The following is a 16,106-nucleotide window of genomic DNA, read 5'->3' as shown; positions in this document are numbered from 1 at the left end:
GTCTTATACTTTTTCGGGTAAAACGGAATCAGCGGGCTTTTCTCTTCCCTGTTTTTGAAAACAGCAAAGTTGCTCCAAGATAAATTCCGGCAATGATACTAAAAAATGGCGATTTTGACTGAGTATAACCTATGGATATATTCAGAATCTTAGAAATCAGAACGGATAACCAATCGCAAGGTTGTAAACAATATTTTCTGTCCTCCAGTTCGGAGATCCAAATGCAACCTCATCAAAAACCCAGCGGTTGCCTGGTTCGTTGTAAGGCTTACGGAAGGGAAACGCTATATCCAGTCGGAGTACAAAGTAGGAAATGTCCAGCCGGAGGCCAAGCCCGCCGCCAATAGCGATTTGACGATAGAATTCATCCCATTGGAAAACGCCCGATTCGGTACCGGTATCCGCCGGGCCTTGTTCTACCAGCCAGATATTACCCGCGTCTACAAAGGCGGCACCCTTGAGGTAGCTGATGATGGGGAAACGGTATTCCACGTTAGCCTCCAGCTTCAAATCGCCCGTCTGATCCTGAAAGGTTTCGGCATCCAGTGCTTCCACCGGTGTGGCACCCGGCCCGAGGGTACGGATTTGCCAGGCTCTTATGCTGTTGCTGCCACCCACAAAAAACTGGCGGATGTACGGAATGGAACTTCCATTGCCATAGGGCTGAGCCACTCCAATGTTTAACCGGGCAAGCCAGTCGGCCTGCTTTTGGTACCAGTGGTATTGAATGCCAGCGTCTACCCGGATGAACTGCGCAAAGGGCATGCCCAAAAGCCGATAAGCATTTGTTTTGTCTGGGTCAATGAGGCTGGCTATGCCGTAGCTGATGTTGCCGGCAGGCTCCACAGAGGCAAACATGGTCAGGTAATCCTCCCGCTTGCCAGGGCGCTTTTCGCTGTAGTTGTACTCAAAAATGGTACTCAGTATGAGATTGTCATCGAAAGAGGCCCTGAGCCTCGGGTTGCCGGCCAGCCGATCCTCAAACTGATCCGTACTGCTCAGCAGTTGGGTACGGGTCAGCTGTACGGGCTTCCAGGTGTACCGGTGTAACCGGCCGGGCTGCCAGTCAAAACCATAGGAACCAGAGAGGGAAAACAGCGAAAAGTTGTTGGTCCGTCGCTGAAAATCCCCCCGGAGTTGGGCCGTGGTACTGGATTGCCAGGCCTGCTCTCCTTTCAGCCAGTTGTAAGGCGCAACCATTCCTGGTAGCCGAAGACTGGCCTCGAGCCCGATATTGTAGCTGTTGATAAAGTCGACCTCTCCGCCAATCTGTGTGGCAATGTTGGTAGAGAGCTTGAGGTTGAACCGTTCGGCACCCCCAAACAGGTTGCGGTGGGCATAGTTGAGGTTGACACCGCCATTCAGGGAACTGCTCGCTGTGCTCAGGGAGCTGACTTCCAGCTCGGCAGAGAAGTTTTGCGTCAGATTTGGAGTCAGATAGAAAGAACGGTCCAAAAACAGGCTGTCGCCCTCCTCGCGGACCTCCACCTTCAGGTTGACAAATTTGTAGGCGCCCAGCCCCATCAGCCGGTTGGTTGACTTTTGCTGCAGGGACTGTACGAACAGGTCGCCCTTGTCCTGAAGAATAGTGCGGCTGAGGACCTGTGGCTTGACAAAGTCTCGGTTTTGGAGGTACAAAATACCTTCTTCCTCCACTGTATCCTTATAATTCCATTCGGGCTCTTCCAGGTAATAAACGGGATATACCTTTGTTTGACCAATATAATGCCGTTGATAAGGGTTGCCGGATGGCGATTCTGCAAGCCTCAGGAAAGCCTTTACATTATGCTGCTCAGCGGTGGTATCAAGGAAGTAGTAAAAATGCCGGGGGCTTAGCCCGTAGAATCCATTCTCATTGCCGGAGTTGGCCAGCCTCGACCGCTCTTCAGACAGGCGCTGCGTCTGATAAGGCTGATTTTGCCAGACAGAGGAGTCCGAATGGGCTTTCTGAATAAAGCGGCCGATGTCATTAGTGTCTGCTGGCCAGTCCATACCTGTCAGCTCATAGCGGGTACCCGGTGATAACCGATAGACTGCAGAGACCGTTTGCTTTTTCCGGATGGTATCCATTTGTACCCGGCCCTGCAGGTACCCCTGGTCCAGCAGTTGCTTTTCAAGCCGAAGCTGGCTGGTTTCCGCTTCCTGGAAATCAAAAATCGCCGGTGGTTCTCCGAGTTTGCGTTGGACCCATCGGTTAAACTTGCGGTCTTTCCCACTTGCAGCGTTGTAGATACCCAGCCGGACAGGCATGCCCAGAAAGGACTGATTGGGTTGCTGGGCAATAGCGCTTTCCAGTGCAGTAGAGCTTACTTCGGGCTTTGAGCCGGGGTATTCCAGTTTTGCTCCGGTGTAGAGGTACTGCCCTTCCTGCAAGGTTCGGGTAGGCTGGCAACTGACGGCCAGGAGCAGTAAAACGGACAAGCCAGAGATGTGTAGCAGCGTTTTAGTCATCGGTATTATTCTTTTGAGTACTGTCCCGGCGCAGATCGCCGAAGGAGCGCTGATAGATAAGACTGGCACCGGTGCGTATACCGTTGGAGAAAATGTCGTAGTCCGGGCGCCGGAATACCCACACTTTGTAGCGGCCGTCTTCAGTAAGCTGGTACTCCAGGCGGAAGTCTCCGGCAAGGACGGTGTTTTGCCCGGCAGCTTCGCTGTCGCTCATGCCCAGGTTGCCGCCCACCTGAACCGAAAGCCGGTCATTGAACAACTGTTTGGACAGGCCAAGGTTGACTTCCGTGACAGTTTCTCCAGAAGCGGCAGAAGCATCCGTAGTATAAGAGTCAACGCCAATACTGAGGTCCACGCCCTCTACATAGTTTTCTGCCAGCCGGTTAAGCTGATTGGTGAGCAGGGTGCTTACGCTTGACAGCGCGATATTCTCACCTGCGGTCGCCAGGTTACTGCCCCCTGATCCCAGAAAGGCATTGAAGAGCAAGAGGCCAAAGACCTGTTTATTCAGCTCAGACTGATTCCCGCGCAGCTGAGCCATCTTTTGATTGAGGATGGATTCCAGATTGGCAGAAACCTGCTCGCCCAGCTGAATGTCGAACAGCAATTCGGGCTGTTGCAAATCACCTTCCAGGTCCAGCAGTACTTTGACTTGCTGTCGGCGGCGGGCAGCGCGCTCCTGTTCGGGCGTGAGCTCAGTCTCCTGTTGTATAAGGCCAAGAACCGGCGTCTCTGTCTGATAAGCTGCACGGATGTCGAAGCGGGCTTGCAGCGGGTCGCCCGGGAGGTAAATGCTGCTGCCCTCTACAATGGAAAAGCTACGTTTGACCAGCCCTTCGTAGTTCATCTGATAGCTCCCGGAAGTCACTTCGATATTTCCAGTGGTGGACATTTGCCCGTTGGCATTGAGCTCCACGAAAAGATTGGCGCGGCCACGGGCCTGCAGCTGGTCTCCGGTAGAAGGGTCAATGATCGCTGTTATCTGGGCATCAGGGGTCAGGTTGAGCTGCAAAGTGAGGTTGTAGCCCGAAGAGCCCGTTTCGTATACTTTTTCGGACCGTGCGGCAGTATCCGCAGCAAATGCCTCAGGCGACTGAAAAATGATGTAGTCTTCACTGACAATGGCTTTCTCTTCGCTCAGGGGCAGGGCGGTGAGGGCTGTGCCGGGCAGGGTGGTTGTTTCTACATCTACATTGAGGTCATCGATGGGGCCACGGACCTGTGCATCGGCGCTTACAAAGACTTTGCCGTAGAAGAGGTCATTGTCTCCGGCATTGGTGTTGAGCACCTGAAAGCGGGAGGTTATAAACCGCAGGTCCGTTTCAATATTGCCGAAATGCTCATGCCGGATTACCCCGCTCAGCCGCGCTGACTGATTGTTGCCATCCACAAGCGGCATGGTGCCGAGTTGGATACTGTTTTCTGTCAATTTAATCTGATGACTTGGCACGGTGAACCGGGTTTGCAGGTAATTGACAAAGGCGGAGAGGCTGTCTGCGGTAATTGTGCCGGTTCCCAGCGGCTTATCGGTGGTGCCGCGGAGTGCCAACCTGGCACTAATAGCGCCTTTTAGTTCTTTGACGGCACCCTGTGTGAAAAACTCAAATGGTGCAATGGGGAGTTGATCAGCGTTAAGGTCTGCCTGAAGCGCACCTTGCTCAAGGTTGTAGGTCCCTTTCAGATTCAGGCGTTCTTTGGGGTCTTTCAGCAAAAGGCTGAGTTTGAGCTGCCTGGGGTCAGTATCAGGCTGAAGGCTTAGCTCCATCTGCCCAAGTGTGGCCCCATTCAGTTGCAGGTCACTCACCTGGGCGTCCACCACATATTGCAATAGGGTGTCTAGGGGTTGAAGCTTCGCCTGCGCGTTCAGCCGGCCGCTGAGTAAGGTCGTGTCCTGCCCGATCAACTTACTGATTTCCTTTAATCGGAACTGCTCAAAACGCACCTGAAGGGGAGGCACGGCGGCGCCAGCTTCCGGCGAAAGGGTCTGCAATACAATGCCTTGCTGATTGCGGGATATACGGAGGTCAGCAGACTGCAAGGCCTCTGGAGAGAATACGACGGAGTTGCCGGAAGACACCTCCCAGGGCCGGCTGTTTAGCATAAAGTCTGGCAGCACTTGTACGCGGTAGGCGTTGGAGTCGGGTTCCAGGAGGGCGTTGAGGCGGAGGCGGGTTTTCTGATCCCCGCCTTTGATGAGCAGGTTGAGGTCCATGCTATCGCGGTACAGCCGGGTGCTCAGTTGGGTGCGCCCCACAAGGAGCTGGGTGTCCTGTCTGACAGCCTGAATATTTAGGGATTGCCGGAGCGCATCGGCAGATTGGCCATCCAGTGCCAGGCTGTCGATGATGATGCCGGCGTAGGACAGGTTGGGTATACCGCCTTTTAGGTCAAGGCGCTTCTCCGGGGTGCTGAATTCAAACCGGATCCAGGCGGTATCCAGCTGCTCCAGGTCAGGCACAAAAAAACGGGTCAGTGGCACGGGGTTGTCGAGCTCAAGGGTGAAGACAAAGTCCTGCTCCGGCAGTTCGGGAGCCACCTTTGTGCTGTCGGGTGGCTCCGCCGGACTGACCCATTTTTTAACCGGGAAGTATCCATCGGTAAATTCAGCCAGAGCAGGTACGAGCGCTGCTAAGCGGAAGTCTCCCCTCATGTCTGCACTGAGGAAGGGGCTTCGGAAGCGGACCACTCTTTGTCCCTGTGCTATGCCCGTTGCCGTGAGTTCAAGCTGTTCAGCGGTATAGCTCTGCTGTCCGTCGCTCAGGCGTAAATCTTTGATGCTGGCTGTTCCTTCCAGATCGTGCAGCTGGCTCCCTGTCAATTCAGTACTCATGCTGGCGGTTACGCGCAGTGTGGTAGGGTAGAGGTTGAGCTTTTGCAAATTCAGCGTATCCAGGCTGGCATCGAAGCGGAAGGTGGGCAGGCTGTCGGTCAGGTTCGCCAGTCCTTCAAAGTGGAACTTTAAATTGGGATCATTGATATCCAGCCGCCCTTCAAATTCCCGGGCATTGATCCGGCCGTCGAGGCTCAGCCCCTGGTAGGCATAACCGAAAGCTTCGAGCTGGGTGATATTGCCATCAAGATTAGCGTTGATACTGTCGGGAGAGAGCCCGCGGCCTTCCCCCCGCAGTTCGAGGGAAAGGTTGCCCAATTCGGGGTTGTTGAGTACCTGTCCCATAGCAACGGCTTCCAGCTTTAGCTCCCCTTGGTAGCTGGCATTTGCATAGTCTTCCGTAAACCGGAGCTGGATATCGTGATTAGCCGTGCCGGCCTCAGTCCGCAGTGTGCCATCCAGCTTAAAGTCGGTCAGTGTGCCGGCTATGGTTCCGTTATAGTAGCTGTGGCCAAATGCTTCGAGCGGAGCCGGTATGGTGTCATTTAGGAAACCCCGCAAATCGGCGGGCTGTGTGCGCAGGGAGTCTACGGTAAAGGTGAACTGTAGCTTCTCCGGAGAAGTGATGTCACTGGTCTGTAGCTGACCAAACATTGCGGTGAAGCTTTGGCTACGCAATGCCAACCGGTTAACTTTTAATTGCCGGGTGTTGCCTTTGATGAAACCCGTGAGCCTTAGCTGCCCGAGTGGCGCAAGACCTTCAGCTGGCAGGGGCTGCCCTTTTAGGTATTGGTTGAGCTGCGCGGGAGAAAGGTCTATGGACTGCAGGACCACCTGTAGTGCTAATTCTTCGGGCAGGGTAGCGTTGGCGATGGCACCACTTAGCCGGGCATTCAGTGCCTGTCCCCATTTCAGCCGAAACTGCCCGATGTTGAGGTCAGACACATAGCCATCCACCTGGCCGGATAATTCCAGAGGCGGTAATGGGCGCGGAGCCAGGAAGGGTAGGGGGCCACTCCAGTAGTACAGGTCTTCCTGGTCTATCTTTCCGGTGCCAAGGCTGACGGAGAGGTGCACGGATTCCGTGAAATTGGCAAGGTCGCCGAATTGATCGTACTGTAATTTTAGGGTGGAAGGGGCGAGGCTGCTCTTTGGGGTCTGAAAAGACAGTTGAGTCAGAGCGGCACTGCTGTCTGAAAGCAGTAAACTGGTATTGAGCGATTGCAATTCAAACCCATTCCATTCCTTAAAGGCGAGGTTGTTCATTTGCCCGGACAGCGCCAGGCTATCCCAGCGCAATTCAGTGGCATCAAGTGCCAGGTTTTGAAAGTGCAGATGGGCAGGGTCGAAGCGCCCGCCCGGCCCGGCAGGCTGCGTGAAGTCATCGTAAGCGACATCCACAGCATCAAGCCCCATTTCCCGTACCTCAATTGTCCAGCCGGGAAAGGGGAAGGCGATGGCTGTGTCGGCGGTATCCCCGGGGGCACTGGATACGGCTTCTTCCGTATTGCCCCACATAGCTACTGATGCAAAGGACTGTTTTAGCTGGAATCGATTAATACTGACTTTCTGCTGATTGAGGTCGAATTGATGAAGGGCGCTTTCCAGTGTGCCGATCCGGGTGTAAACCGCCATTTTGCTCAGGCTGTCGGTCCACGAGAAACGCACATTATCCAGGTCCAGTGCTTTAAGGTCGAACTTCCAGAGAGAAGGTTTGGATGTAGTGGTGTCTGGGGTAGTGCTTCCAAAAGCGTCGAGCAGGTAAGTAAAATTAAAGGTGCTGTCGGGACGGCGCTCCAGGTGCGCAACAGCGTCCTGCAGCGTAAACTGGCTCAGCTGTATTTCTGATTGGAACGGGGCGAAAATACTAAGCTGCGCATCAATCCGACCGGCATATAATAAGGTGTCTTGCTGCTGGTCCTCAAGGTAGACCCCTTCCAAAACCAGCTGATTGAAAAAATCAATGTAAATCCTGTCAATGTCAAAGCGCGTTTGTATCCGTTCTTCCAGATAGCCCGTTGCCTTGTCCGCTATCTTTTGCTGTATGGCAGGAAACTGCAGGGCTGTCCACAGTAATACCACGAGCAGCAGCAGGGCGAGCAGGGCATAGCCCAACCATTTGAGCAGTTTGTTGAGCAAAGGATACGGTGTGTTCAAAGGCGGAGGCTTTTGTACTTGAAAAGGTCTGTAAATAGAACGGTAAGTAGAGGGCGAAGTTTGGAAAGCGTCAGAACTGCCGGCATTATTTTTCCGCAGCAACCCTCTGCATTTTAGAGCTATAGCTGCTGGGGTAGAGCTTCCCGCTCTGCTCCAGCTTATCCAGGCTTTTTGCGCTAGGCACCAAGCTAGTGCCTCAAGCCATAAACCCTTGACCCCCCAAGTTTCGTTCTTTTCCGCCTACTCTTCGTTGAAGAACCGCTCCTTTAGCTCGGGCTAAAGTCGCGAACCTTCGCCTTGATAAGTCGAAAAATAACTTCAATTTAAGTATCAGAGATATATGACTTGAGACACTAGGCAAACCGCAAATGCTGCCGGGCTATTCAAAAAGTGCCATTGGTTATGCACAGGGGCGCTGGACTTTAACCCGGGAATTTCTTAAGTTTGGAGAAGCGTCATGGGTGCGTGCATTGAAGGCTTAGCCTGCAATACCATCCTGTAAACGAATAAAAACACATGAAAGAAGCAGTTGGAACTATACCAGCCTCATTGATTTATGAAATGGTCGAAGACCAGCCGATTTACTATAAAGGATATCAACAATTTCTAAATCCGAAGGGTCAAAAAATAAGGCTGCGCCACTTTCTCATTCTTGATGATGACCGCTCATTGTTGCAGCTTCCAACAGCTTATGCTCCTTATCTGGTTTTGACTGAGTACCGGGCCGGATTTGACGAAGCGTGTCTGGAGAAAGCCATAGGAATTGTGGAGGGATGGGAAAATAAAACTTAGAAAGCCCACCTTTCTCAAAGAAAAGCGGGCTTTCCGGTCTGGCTTAAAAGCCAGGATGTGCGGTGAACGGTCCTTAGAACATCTCCGTAGCCGCAAAGTGGAAGCTGGCTTCCCGGGCTGCGTTCTCATCGGAGTCGGCACCGTGTACAGCGTTTTCACCAATACTTTTGGCAAACAGCGCACGGATGGTGCCAGGTGCTGCTTCAGCGGGGTTAGTAGCGCCGATCAGCGTACGGAAGTCTTCTACTGCGTTGTCTTTTTCCAGTACAGCCGCCACGATTGGGCCGGAAGACATGAAATCAACAAGCTCGCCGTAGAAAGGGCGCTCCTTATGCACTTCGTAAAATTCGCCGGCTTTCTCGGTGGAAAGCTTGGTCAGCTTCATCGCTACAATGCGAAATCCAGCTTCGTTGATTTTGGCGAGGATGGCGCCGATGTGCCCGGCTTTGACGGCGTCGGGCTTGATCATGGTGAAGGTCTTGTTACCAGCCATATTGTGTTTAGATTTTTTGCAGTTTTGAAAATTCGCTGCAAAAGTAAGCAAACCTCCCCAAAGCTGGGTAGTCTGAGAAGGATAAAGCGCAGAACTTTCTCCGTTAACAGTACGCTGAAATGCCGGAAAGGGATGGTAGGTGAGGCCGCGCCTTTTCCGCAGTGGCAGAACATTTGTTGAGCCCTGGCAGGATTAACCCTTTCATTTTCAATCCCTTTTACAACCGTCTTCCTTTATTCTTGGTTAAATTCATTAATTTTCTCAACTTCGCGGTCTGACGCTGTAAGATACAATGGAGAACATCACACAACTAAAGGCACTGCTCGGAGTGCCAAAAAATATAGTCATTACGACCCACCGCAATCCTGATGGCGATGCCATTGGGTCGAGTCTTGGGCTTTATCACTTTCTTAATAAAGGGGGGCATACGGTTCGTATGATCACGCCTTCTGAATATCCGGAAAACTTTTCCTGGATGCCGGAGATCGAGAAGATGGTGGTTTATGACATTGATCCCGAGTATTCCCAGGAGCTGGTGGAGAAAGCGGACATCATTTTTTGCCTGGATTTCAATGCACTCGATCGTATTGATAAACTCGGCGACCTGATCGAGCCCACCAAGTGCCACAAAGTGATGATCGACCACCACCTTTACCCGGAAGGGTTTGCTGATTTCCTGCTTTCGGACACTACTGCGAGTTCCACCTGTGAACTCATTGTGGACTTCATCCATCTTCTGGGGATGGAATCCGATCTGGATGTAAAAATCGGGGAGTGTCTTTTTACCGGTATTATTACGGATACGGGCTCCTTCCGCTACAGTACTTCAGCCAAGCTTTACCGCATCGTAGGGGAGCTGGTAGAACGGGGCGTGGACGATTACAAGCTGCAGGACCTCATCAATAACAGCATGAAGGAAAAGCACTTGCGCCTCCTCGGGCATTGCCTGAACAACCGGATGGAAATCCTGGAAGAATACAATACCGGGATTTTTTACCTCACGAAGCAGGATTACGAAGACTTTGACATTCAGAGAGGCGATACAGAGGGGATTGTGAACTACCTGCTGAAGATCAAAAATGTAAAGATGGCGGCTTTCATCATGGAGCAGCCCAAGATCGTCAAGATTTCCCTGCGGTCTAAAGGTGATTTTTCCGTTCAGGAGATTGCCCAAAAACATTTCAAGGGCGGCGGGCACAAAAACGCTTCCGGCGGGTTTTCTTTTCAGCCACTGGAAACAACTCTGAAGCGTTTCAAAGGAGTGCTGCCACAGTACAGGGATAAGCTGGCAGCCGCTGTTATTTAGAATAATTCACTCATTTATATCAACAGACCAAGATTTTATGCGAATCCAATTGCTTTTTATTTTGCTCGTTGGGCTCACGGCGGCATCCTGCCAGCAGGAACCGACGTTGCAAACCACACCGAGCGGCTTTGAATACATGCTGCATACCGATAATGGTGGCGAAAAGCCGGTTGCCGGTGATTATGTGACTTTTCACGCTTACATGCGCAATGGGGACTCCATTGTCTACAGCAGCCGTGATCAGCCGAAGCCACCTTTTCTTCAAATTCCTGCAGAGGCTCCGGCCAACCGCCCACCCAATCCTATTGAGGAAGTGCTGCAGCTGATGGGAGATGGCGACAGTGCTACGGTGCTTATTGCGCTGGATACTTTGCCACAGAAGCCCAAAGGCTTTGAGAATACAGATGTGATGTATTACGATTTGGTCATCGCAGATATCAAGTCTGCTCAGGATTATGCTGCTGAGCAAAATGCCAAAATGGAAGAAGCCCAACGCAAGGCAGAAGAGATGCAAAAGCGTTTACCCGAGATAGAGGCACTGGTGCAATCTACGCTTGATGGCTATAAGAATGGCACTTTGGGTGATCAGTTGCAGGAAACAGGGTCCGGGCTGAAGTATGTCATCCATGAAGAAGGGGATGGCGCACAGGCTGCCCCTGGAAAAATGGTAGGGGTTCACTACTACGGTGCCTTGGTTGAAAACGGACAAAAATTTGATGATTCCTTCAGCCGCGGGCGCCCACTTGATTTACCACTTGGCCAGGGTCGGGTTATCCCGGGCTGGGAAGAAGGTATTGCGCTTTTCAAAGGCGGAACAAAGGCTACGCTTTTCATCCCGGCAGAGCTGGGCTACGGTGAGGCCGGTTCTCCTCCTGCGATTCCAGGTGGAGCAGAGCTTATGTTTTACGTAGAGCTGGGCGAAGTACAGTAGCCATAATAATTGAATTCAACGCGGCGGCACCGTGTCGGAAAGACTGGGTGCTGCCGTCTCTTTTTTTAACAGCGGGCAGTGCCTGGCATTGCTCCAAACCACGACAGAAGGTATGACTGCAGATCAGTTGAAAAACTTGCAGGACCGCTTGGCTGCTTTAGGGAGGTATCTTTGACGTCGGTAACCGGCGCATGCAAATCAAAGATAAAGAACAGCAGTCCATGGACCCCAGTTTCTGGGATGATCCAAAGCGGGCCGAAACGATTCTTAAAGAACTGAAAAGCCATAAAAACTGGCTGAGCCTCCACGATGAGCTGGAGGGCAAAATTGAAGACCTCGAAGTCCTCTACGAATTCTACAAGGAAGGAGAGGGCACTGAAGAAGAGGTCGATAAGCGCTACGATGAAGCATTGGCTGCATTGGAGGATGCCGAGTTCCGTTCCACCCTCAACAAGGAGGAAGACGAACTGAACGCCATACTGGAAATCAATGCCGGTGCGGGTGGTACCGAAGCCAACGACTGGGCCGAAATGCTCATGCGTATGTATGTCATGTGGGCAGAACGCAGCGGGTACAAGCTCTCGGAGCTTAATAAGCAGGAGGGCGATGTAGCCGGTATCAAGTCCGTATCTCTGGAGATACAGGGCGACTTCGCCTACGGCTGGCTTAAAGGGGAGAATGGCGTCCACCGCCTGGTGCGCATCAGCCCCTTCAATGCCCAAGGCAAGCGGATGACCTCCTTCGCTTCGGTTTTCGTGCACCCCATGATTGACGACCGCATTGAGGTGGAAATTAACCCGGCAGACCTGGAATGGGACACCTTCCGTGCTTCCGGTGCGGGCGGGCAGCACGTCAACAAGACGGAATCTGCCGTGCGGGTACGTCACCTGCCGTCAGGTGTGGTGGCGGAATGCCAGCAGGAGCGCTCCCAGCATATGAACCGCGAGAAGGCGATGCAGATGCTCAAAAGCCGCCTCTACGAGCTTGAGCTGCAAAAGCAACTGGCTGAGAAAGATAAAGTCGAGGCTCAAAAGATGAAAAACGAGTGGGGCTCCCAAATTCGTTCTTACGTATTGGATGACCGCCGGGTAAAAGACCACCGTACTGGTCACCAAACCAGCCAAACCGATGCCGTCCTTGACGGCGATCTTGATGGCTTCCTCAAAGCCTATCTGATGAATGACTCGGTGGAAGGGGAGGAGTAGGCTTGGACTATGCCTCACCGGGTGCACTAAGCTAAGCCGTTGGAGGGGCATTCACCCGGTGTGCTTTTTCTTGGTTCTCCTGGTCAGCACGCCCGGCGAAAGGTCCGACTACGTTTTAGACTACGTCGGGCGGAGAGTGCGCCGGGCGAGACCGCCTCACCGGGTGCACTAAGCCAAGCCATTGCCGTGGGATTCACCCGGTGCGCTGTGCCAGGTTATTGAACCAGCAACAAGCCCTCACAATGTTAAAGTTTTGATTTGGTAATCAAGCTTTGAGCTAAAATGTTATCTTGCAGTATACGCTTGATAAAAAATGTACTGCGCTTTTCTGTGGCTAACCATGTTACTATTGATATAGCGTACATAAACTTTCAGCCGCTGTCTATCTGTCTTCTAAATCTTTTAAAATAGCTTAACATGTTTAATCTTAACTTTTACCCCCCCCCCCGCAGAAACTATTTACAAGACTGTGGCAAGGTGCTTTAGTCGTATTTCTAGGAATTATGACTTTATTTAGCCCAACTGAATTGGTCTCACAACCTGATCGCTGTGGAACACCCTTCCATACACCACAGCCATTTATCAGAGGCAATGATAGGGACATAGCACGAGCTCCCAGTGTACAGGGGCTGATTACTATACCAGTCGTCGTACATGTGGTATATCCTTCTTCAATCCCGGCTGCCAATATAAGCAATGCCCAGATACAATCACAGATAGACATTCTTAATGAAGATTTCAGAAGGATGAATACAGATGCTTCAAATACCCCTTTGGATTTTACAGGTGTAGCCGCTGATGTGGAAATTGAGTTTTGCCTGGCGGCATCAGATCCAAATGGAATGCCGACCAATGGGATTACTAGAACAAGTAATTCCAGAACTACTCCATTTCCTTTTAACAGTAATGCTATGAAGTCGAATTCTAGCGGTGGAAAAGATGGATGGCCGCCAGATTCTTATCTAAATGTGTGGGTTGTTGATCTGGACCCCATGATTGCAGGAAATGCTTCATCTCCTAGTAATTTAAGCTCATTTCCTCATTTTGACGGTGTTGTTGTGCATTTTAGATACTTTGGTAGTGTCGGTGTAGTTCAGTCCCCACTTAACTTGGGAAGAACGATGACGCACGAGGTAGGTCATTGGTTAGACCTGGTACATATTTCGGGAGACGGAGATTGTAGTGTGGACGATTTCATTGCCGATACTCCTACTCAGGATGGTCAAACTTTTGGTAATGTTTCGAATTGCACATATCCGGATGACAACTCTTGTATTGATCCAGGAACGGACTTTCCCGATATGTTTATGAATTATATGGATTTGACTAACGATAAATGCATGAATTTATTTACGCTCGGTCAAAAGCAAGTTATGCGTGACTTGTTCGAGCCTGGTGGGATCAGAGAGCCAATACTTAATTCAATGGGGTGTTGTAATCCTCTAGTCGCCTGCGAGTGCCCAGTTGCTCAGGACTTAACTTTTGACACACCAGGAAATATAATTAACAGCACCCGAAGCATAAACGGCACCATCTTTGTCGAAGCCGGAGGTGAACTTACCGTTACCGGCACGTTGCGGTTTACGTCGAATAGTGGGATAGTGGTCCGGCGCGGAGGCCGTTTGCATGTAAATGGTGGCTATTTGACCCGCTGCGAGGACACAGGCTATTGGGACGGAATAGTGGTAGAGGGCAATAAGAACCTGCCCCAGCCTAATTTATTTGCAGTGCCCGGGCCGAATGAAGCCGGTATCCTGCGGTCCAGCAATGGTGCCGTTATTGAATGGGCGCGGCATGCCATTTCAGCCAATACGTATAACCCATGGTGGGATGATACCTACCGGGGAGGCTTGGTGTATTGTACAGATACGGAATTTCTGAATAATTTCCGGTCTGCCTCTTTCATGAGCTATGATTTTATCAATAACAGCCGGTTCATTGATTGCAATTTTGATATCACAGACCCATCGGCCTCCCCTAACCTTGGCGGTGTGTCCATATGGGAAACGGATGGCATTGAATTCAATAGCTCTGACTTTTCCCAAATGACAAACTTTGCCATTGAGGCGGTTGATGCCGGGATGTCCATCATTAATGGATGCACCTTCAATTCCTGTGGGCAAGGCATTAATTCTGAGGTGACCTATCCGTTCTCCAGTGGGGCGGGACTTTATGTGGGGCCGGGCGGCGGCGCTCAAAACGAGTTTCATTTGTTCAATCCGCAGCTAGGGATTATGCTGTCTACCTCAGAGTCTAGAGGCATTCAGGATGCCTTGATCGAACAGAACCGGTTCAATGGGGGAGACGGTGTATGGCTGGCTGGACTGAACAATGCGGTCATACGGGAAAATGTTTTTAGGGACAATTCCGGCAATATGTTTGGTGTATATGGGGATGATACGGGCAATGGTACTGTGGAAATCACCTGCAATGATATGCTTGACAATGGTATATTTTTACCCGTTCTCTTCACTGGTGAAAATGATATGTCCTTTATTACCCGAAACTTTTTCTTCTCCAATTATGGCAACATTACTTTGGATGGTTCTCAGGTGGCAACTAATATTGCCCTGCTTCAGGGTGCCCCTGGTGATCCGGCACGCAATTGTTTTACTAATGGCAGTACCGAACACATTTGGACTTTTGGGACGACTACAACATTTAGGTATTTTCATCTGGCTAATCCATGTGAAACACCCCAGAGTTCTACTTTGACGGGCACGACAAACAATTTCTTGCCAGTTGGTACTTTTCAGAACGTAGAGGAATCCTGCTACCTCTTCTTAAGAAACCCTAAGGAGCCCCCCTTTGGCTACGGGGACTATTCCGAGGCAAAGCAGCTGTATAATGATCTCAAATCCGCGTCAAATAACAACCCTGAAGATGCAGAATTGAAGTACGCCGTGCTTCAAGCTCAGGAACAGATGGAGCGCATTGCGCATTGGATCATCAACGCGGGAATAGATAATGAGGAATTTACTGCCGATGCGAATCTGGTGTTTGCTGAAGAAATGGAGAACACTGCTTATCACCGGTTGGAATTTGGCTACCGGGTAAGGCGTGGCGAATTTGGACAAGCAGAAGAATTGCTGAACAACCTGGCGGAAGAGGGGGATCTCACTTCTTCGGATGGCCTGTTCAGAGCAGTGCAAATGATCAACCTTCAGCGGCTTTCTGAAGCAGAAGCGGCGTTTACGCTAAGCGCAGACCAAATCAGCACCCTGGAACAAGTCGCCGCCAAATCAGCCCCGGAAAGCAGTTACGCCAGGGCTTTGCTGGGGCTGTTACTAGACCGTCAATTTTGGCCGGACTATCAATTACCGCTTGGGGTTGAGCTTCCGGGAACAGAAGCAAACAATACGGTTCCTGGACTAAGTATCGCACCCAACCCATCTTCCGGGGCATTCACTTTAGACCTTGGCCAGTATTACGCTGAGCCCATCCTGATTGAAATCAGAGACTTGGCAGGACGTAGTATCTATAGCCTGGAATTCCCGGAAGGACAGCGTTTTGAGATTGATTTGAGCAGGCAGCCTACAGGCTTGTACTTCTTTGAAGCGGTATCAGAAGGGGAACGAATTGGTACGCTGAAAGGAATTGTCAAGTAATTATTTTAATCTATCTACAGCGGTGGGGGAATGCCCTCACTGCTGTTTTACAATACGGAATCATGAAAAACCTTTGGTTCATACCCTTTTGCTTATCCTTAATGCAAGGCACTCTGTTCGGACAGGCTCCGTTTTCAAAAGCACTCTACCTTGATCCTCCAGAGCAGATTGCCTCAATTGCCACAGAGGATTCTGTATACTATTTAGATGTACTCAGCTCTCCTCCTCCTCTGTATGAGTATGTTCATAAAATGGCAATAACTGATTTGGAAGCAGCATTCATCTCAGAGTCTGTTGTAAGCAATGGAGCCAGGGTCTCAGTTAGTATAGGCT

8 protein-coding genes are annotated in these 16,106 nt (G+C 51.0%); 5 read left to right on the top strand and 3 right to left on the bottom strand.

Annotated elements, in window-relative coordinates; all coding sequences use genetic code 11:
* Nucleotides 1-156: 156 nt before the first annotated feature.
* Both tamL and IX84_RS27955 read right to left on the bottom strand, forming a co-directional pair.
* On the bottom strand, nucleotides 157-2,451 hold the full coding sequence (gene tamL / locus IX84_RS27960) for a translocation and assembly module lipoprotein TamL (RefSeq protein WP_044229171.1): 2,295 nt from the start codon (nucleotides 2,449-2,451) through the stop codon (nucleotides 157-159).
* A complete protein-coding gene (locus IX84_RS27955) occupies nucleotides 2,444-7,438 on the bottom strand; it encodes a translocation/assembly module TamB domain-containing protein (protein ID WP_152605277.1) in 4,995 nt (1,664 codons plus the stop codon). The genes tamL and IX84_RS27955 overlap by 8 nt, the downstream gene beginning before the upstream one ends.
* A gap of 516 nt (nucleotides 7,439-7,954) precedes the next feature.
* On the opposite strand from IX84_RS27955, the gene IX84_RS27950 reads away from it, so the two are divergent.
* Nucleotides 7,955-8,230, top strand: a complete 276-nt coding sequence (locus IX84_RS27950) for an HAD domain-containing protein (protein ID WP_044229166.1) — start codon at nucleotides 7,955-7,957, stop codon at nucleotides 8,228-8,230.
* A 73-nt stretch (nucleotides 8,231-8,303) separates the two neighbouring features.
* Here IX84_RS27950 and IX84_RS27945 read toward each other — a convergent pair whose 3' ends face one another.
* Nucleotides 8,304-8,723 (bottom strand): nucleoside-diphosphate kinase, encoded by a 420-nt coding sequence (locus tag IX84_RS27945; protein ID WP_044229163.1) that lies wholly within the window; start codon nucleotides 8,721-8,723, stop codon nucleotides 8,304-8,306.
* A 292-nt stretch (nucleotides 8,724-9,015) separates the two neighbouring features.
* Between IX84_RS27945 and IX84_RS27940 the strand changes: the two genes are divergently transcribed.
* The 4 genes from IX84_RS27940 to IX84_RS27925 all read left to right on the top strand — a co-directional run bounded on the left by IX84_RS27940 (nucleotide 9,016) and on the right by IX84_RS27925 (nucleotide 15,773).
* On the top strand, nucleotides 9,016-10,029 hold the full coding sequence (locus tag IX84_RS27940) for a DHH family phosphoesterase (protein WP_044229161.1): 1,014 nt from the start codon (nucleotides 9,016-9,018) through the stop codon (nucleotides 10,027-10,029).
* A 37-nt stretch (nucleotides 10,030-10,066) separates the two neighbouring features.
* Nucleotides 10,067-10,960, top strand: coding sequence for an FKBP-type peptidyl-prolyl cis-trans isomerase (locus IX84_RS31945; protein ID WP_063978308.1), 894 nt, complete (start codon nucleotides 10,067-10,069; stop codon nucleotides 10,958-10,960).
* Nucleotides 10,961-11,072: 112 nt separating this feature from the next.
* Nucleotides 11,073-12,165, top strand: a protein-coding gene (gene prfB / locus IX84_RS27930) for a peptide chain release factor 2 (protein WP_152605281.1) whose coding sequence is annotated in 2 segments (ribosomal slippage) — nucleotides 11,073-11,132 and nucleotides 11,134-12,165 — 1,092 coding nt in all. Because the reading frame shifts where the segments join, the coding sequence is not laid out codon by codon here.
* 503 nt (nucleotides 12,166-12,668) lie between these two features.
* Complete coding sequence (locus IX84_RS27925) at nucleotides 12,669-15,773, top strand: M43 family zinc metalloprotease (RefSeq protein ID WP_081968990.1); 3,105 nt, start codon at nucleotides 12,669-12,671, stop codon at nucleotides 15,771-15,773.
* Nucleotides 15,774-16,106 lie beyond the last annotated feature (333 nt).

The organism is Phaeodactylibacter xiamenensis (assembly GCF_000759025.1).
In the GTDB taxonomy this organism is placed as follows: domain Bacteria; phylum Bacteroidota; class Bacteroidia; order Chitinophagales; family Saprospiraceae; genus Phaeodactylibacter; species Phaeodactylibacter xiamenensis.
Note: the sequence above shows the minus strand (reverse complement) of the source record. Positions and strands in the feature narration are given on the sequence as shown.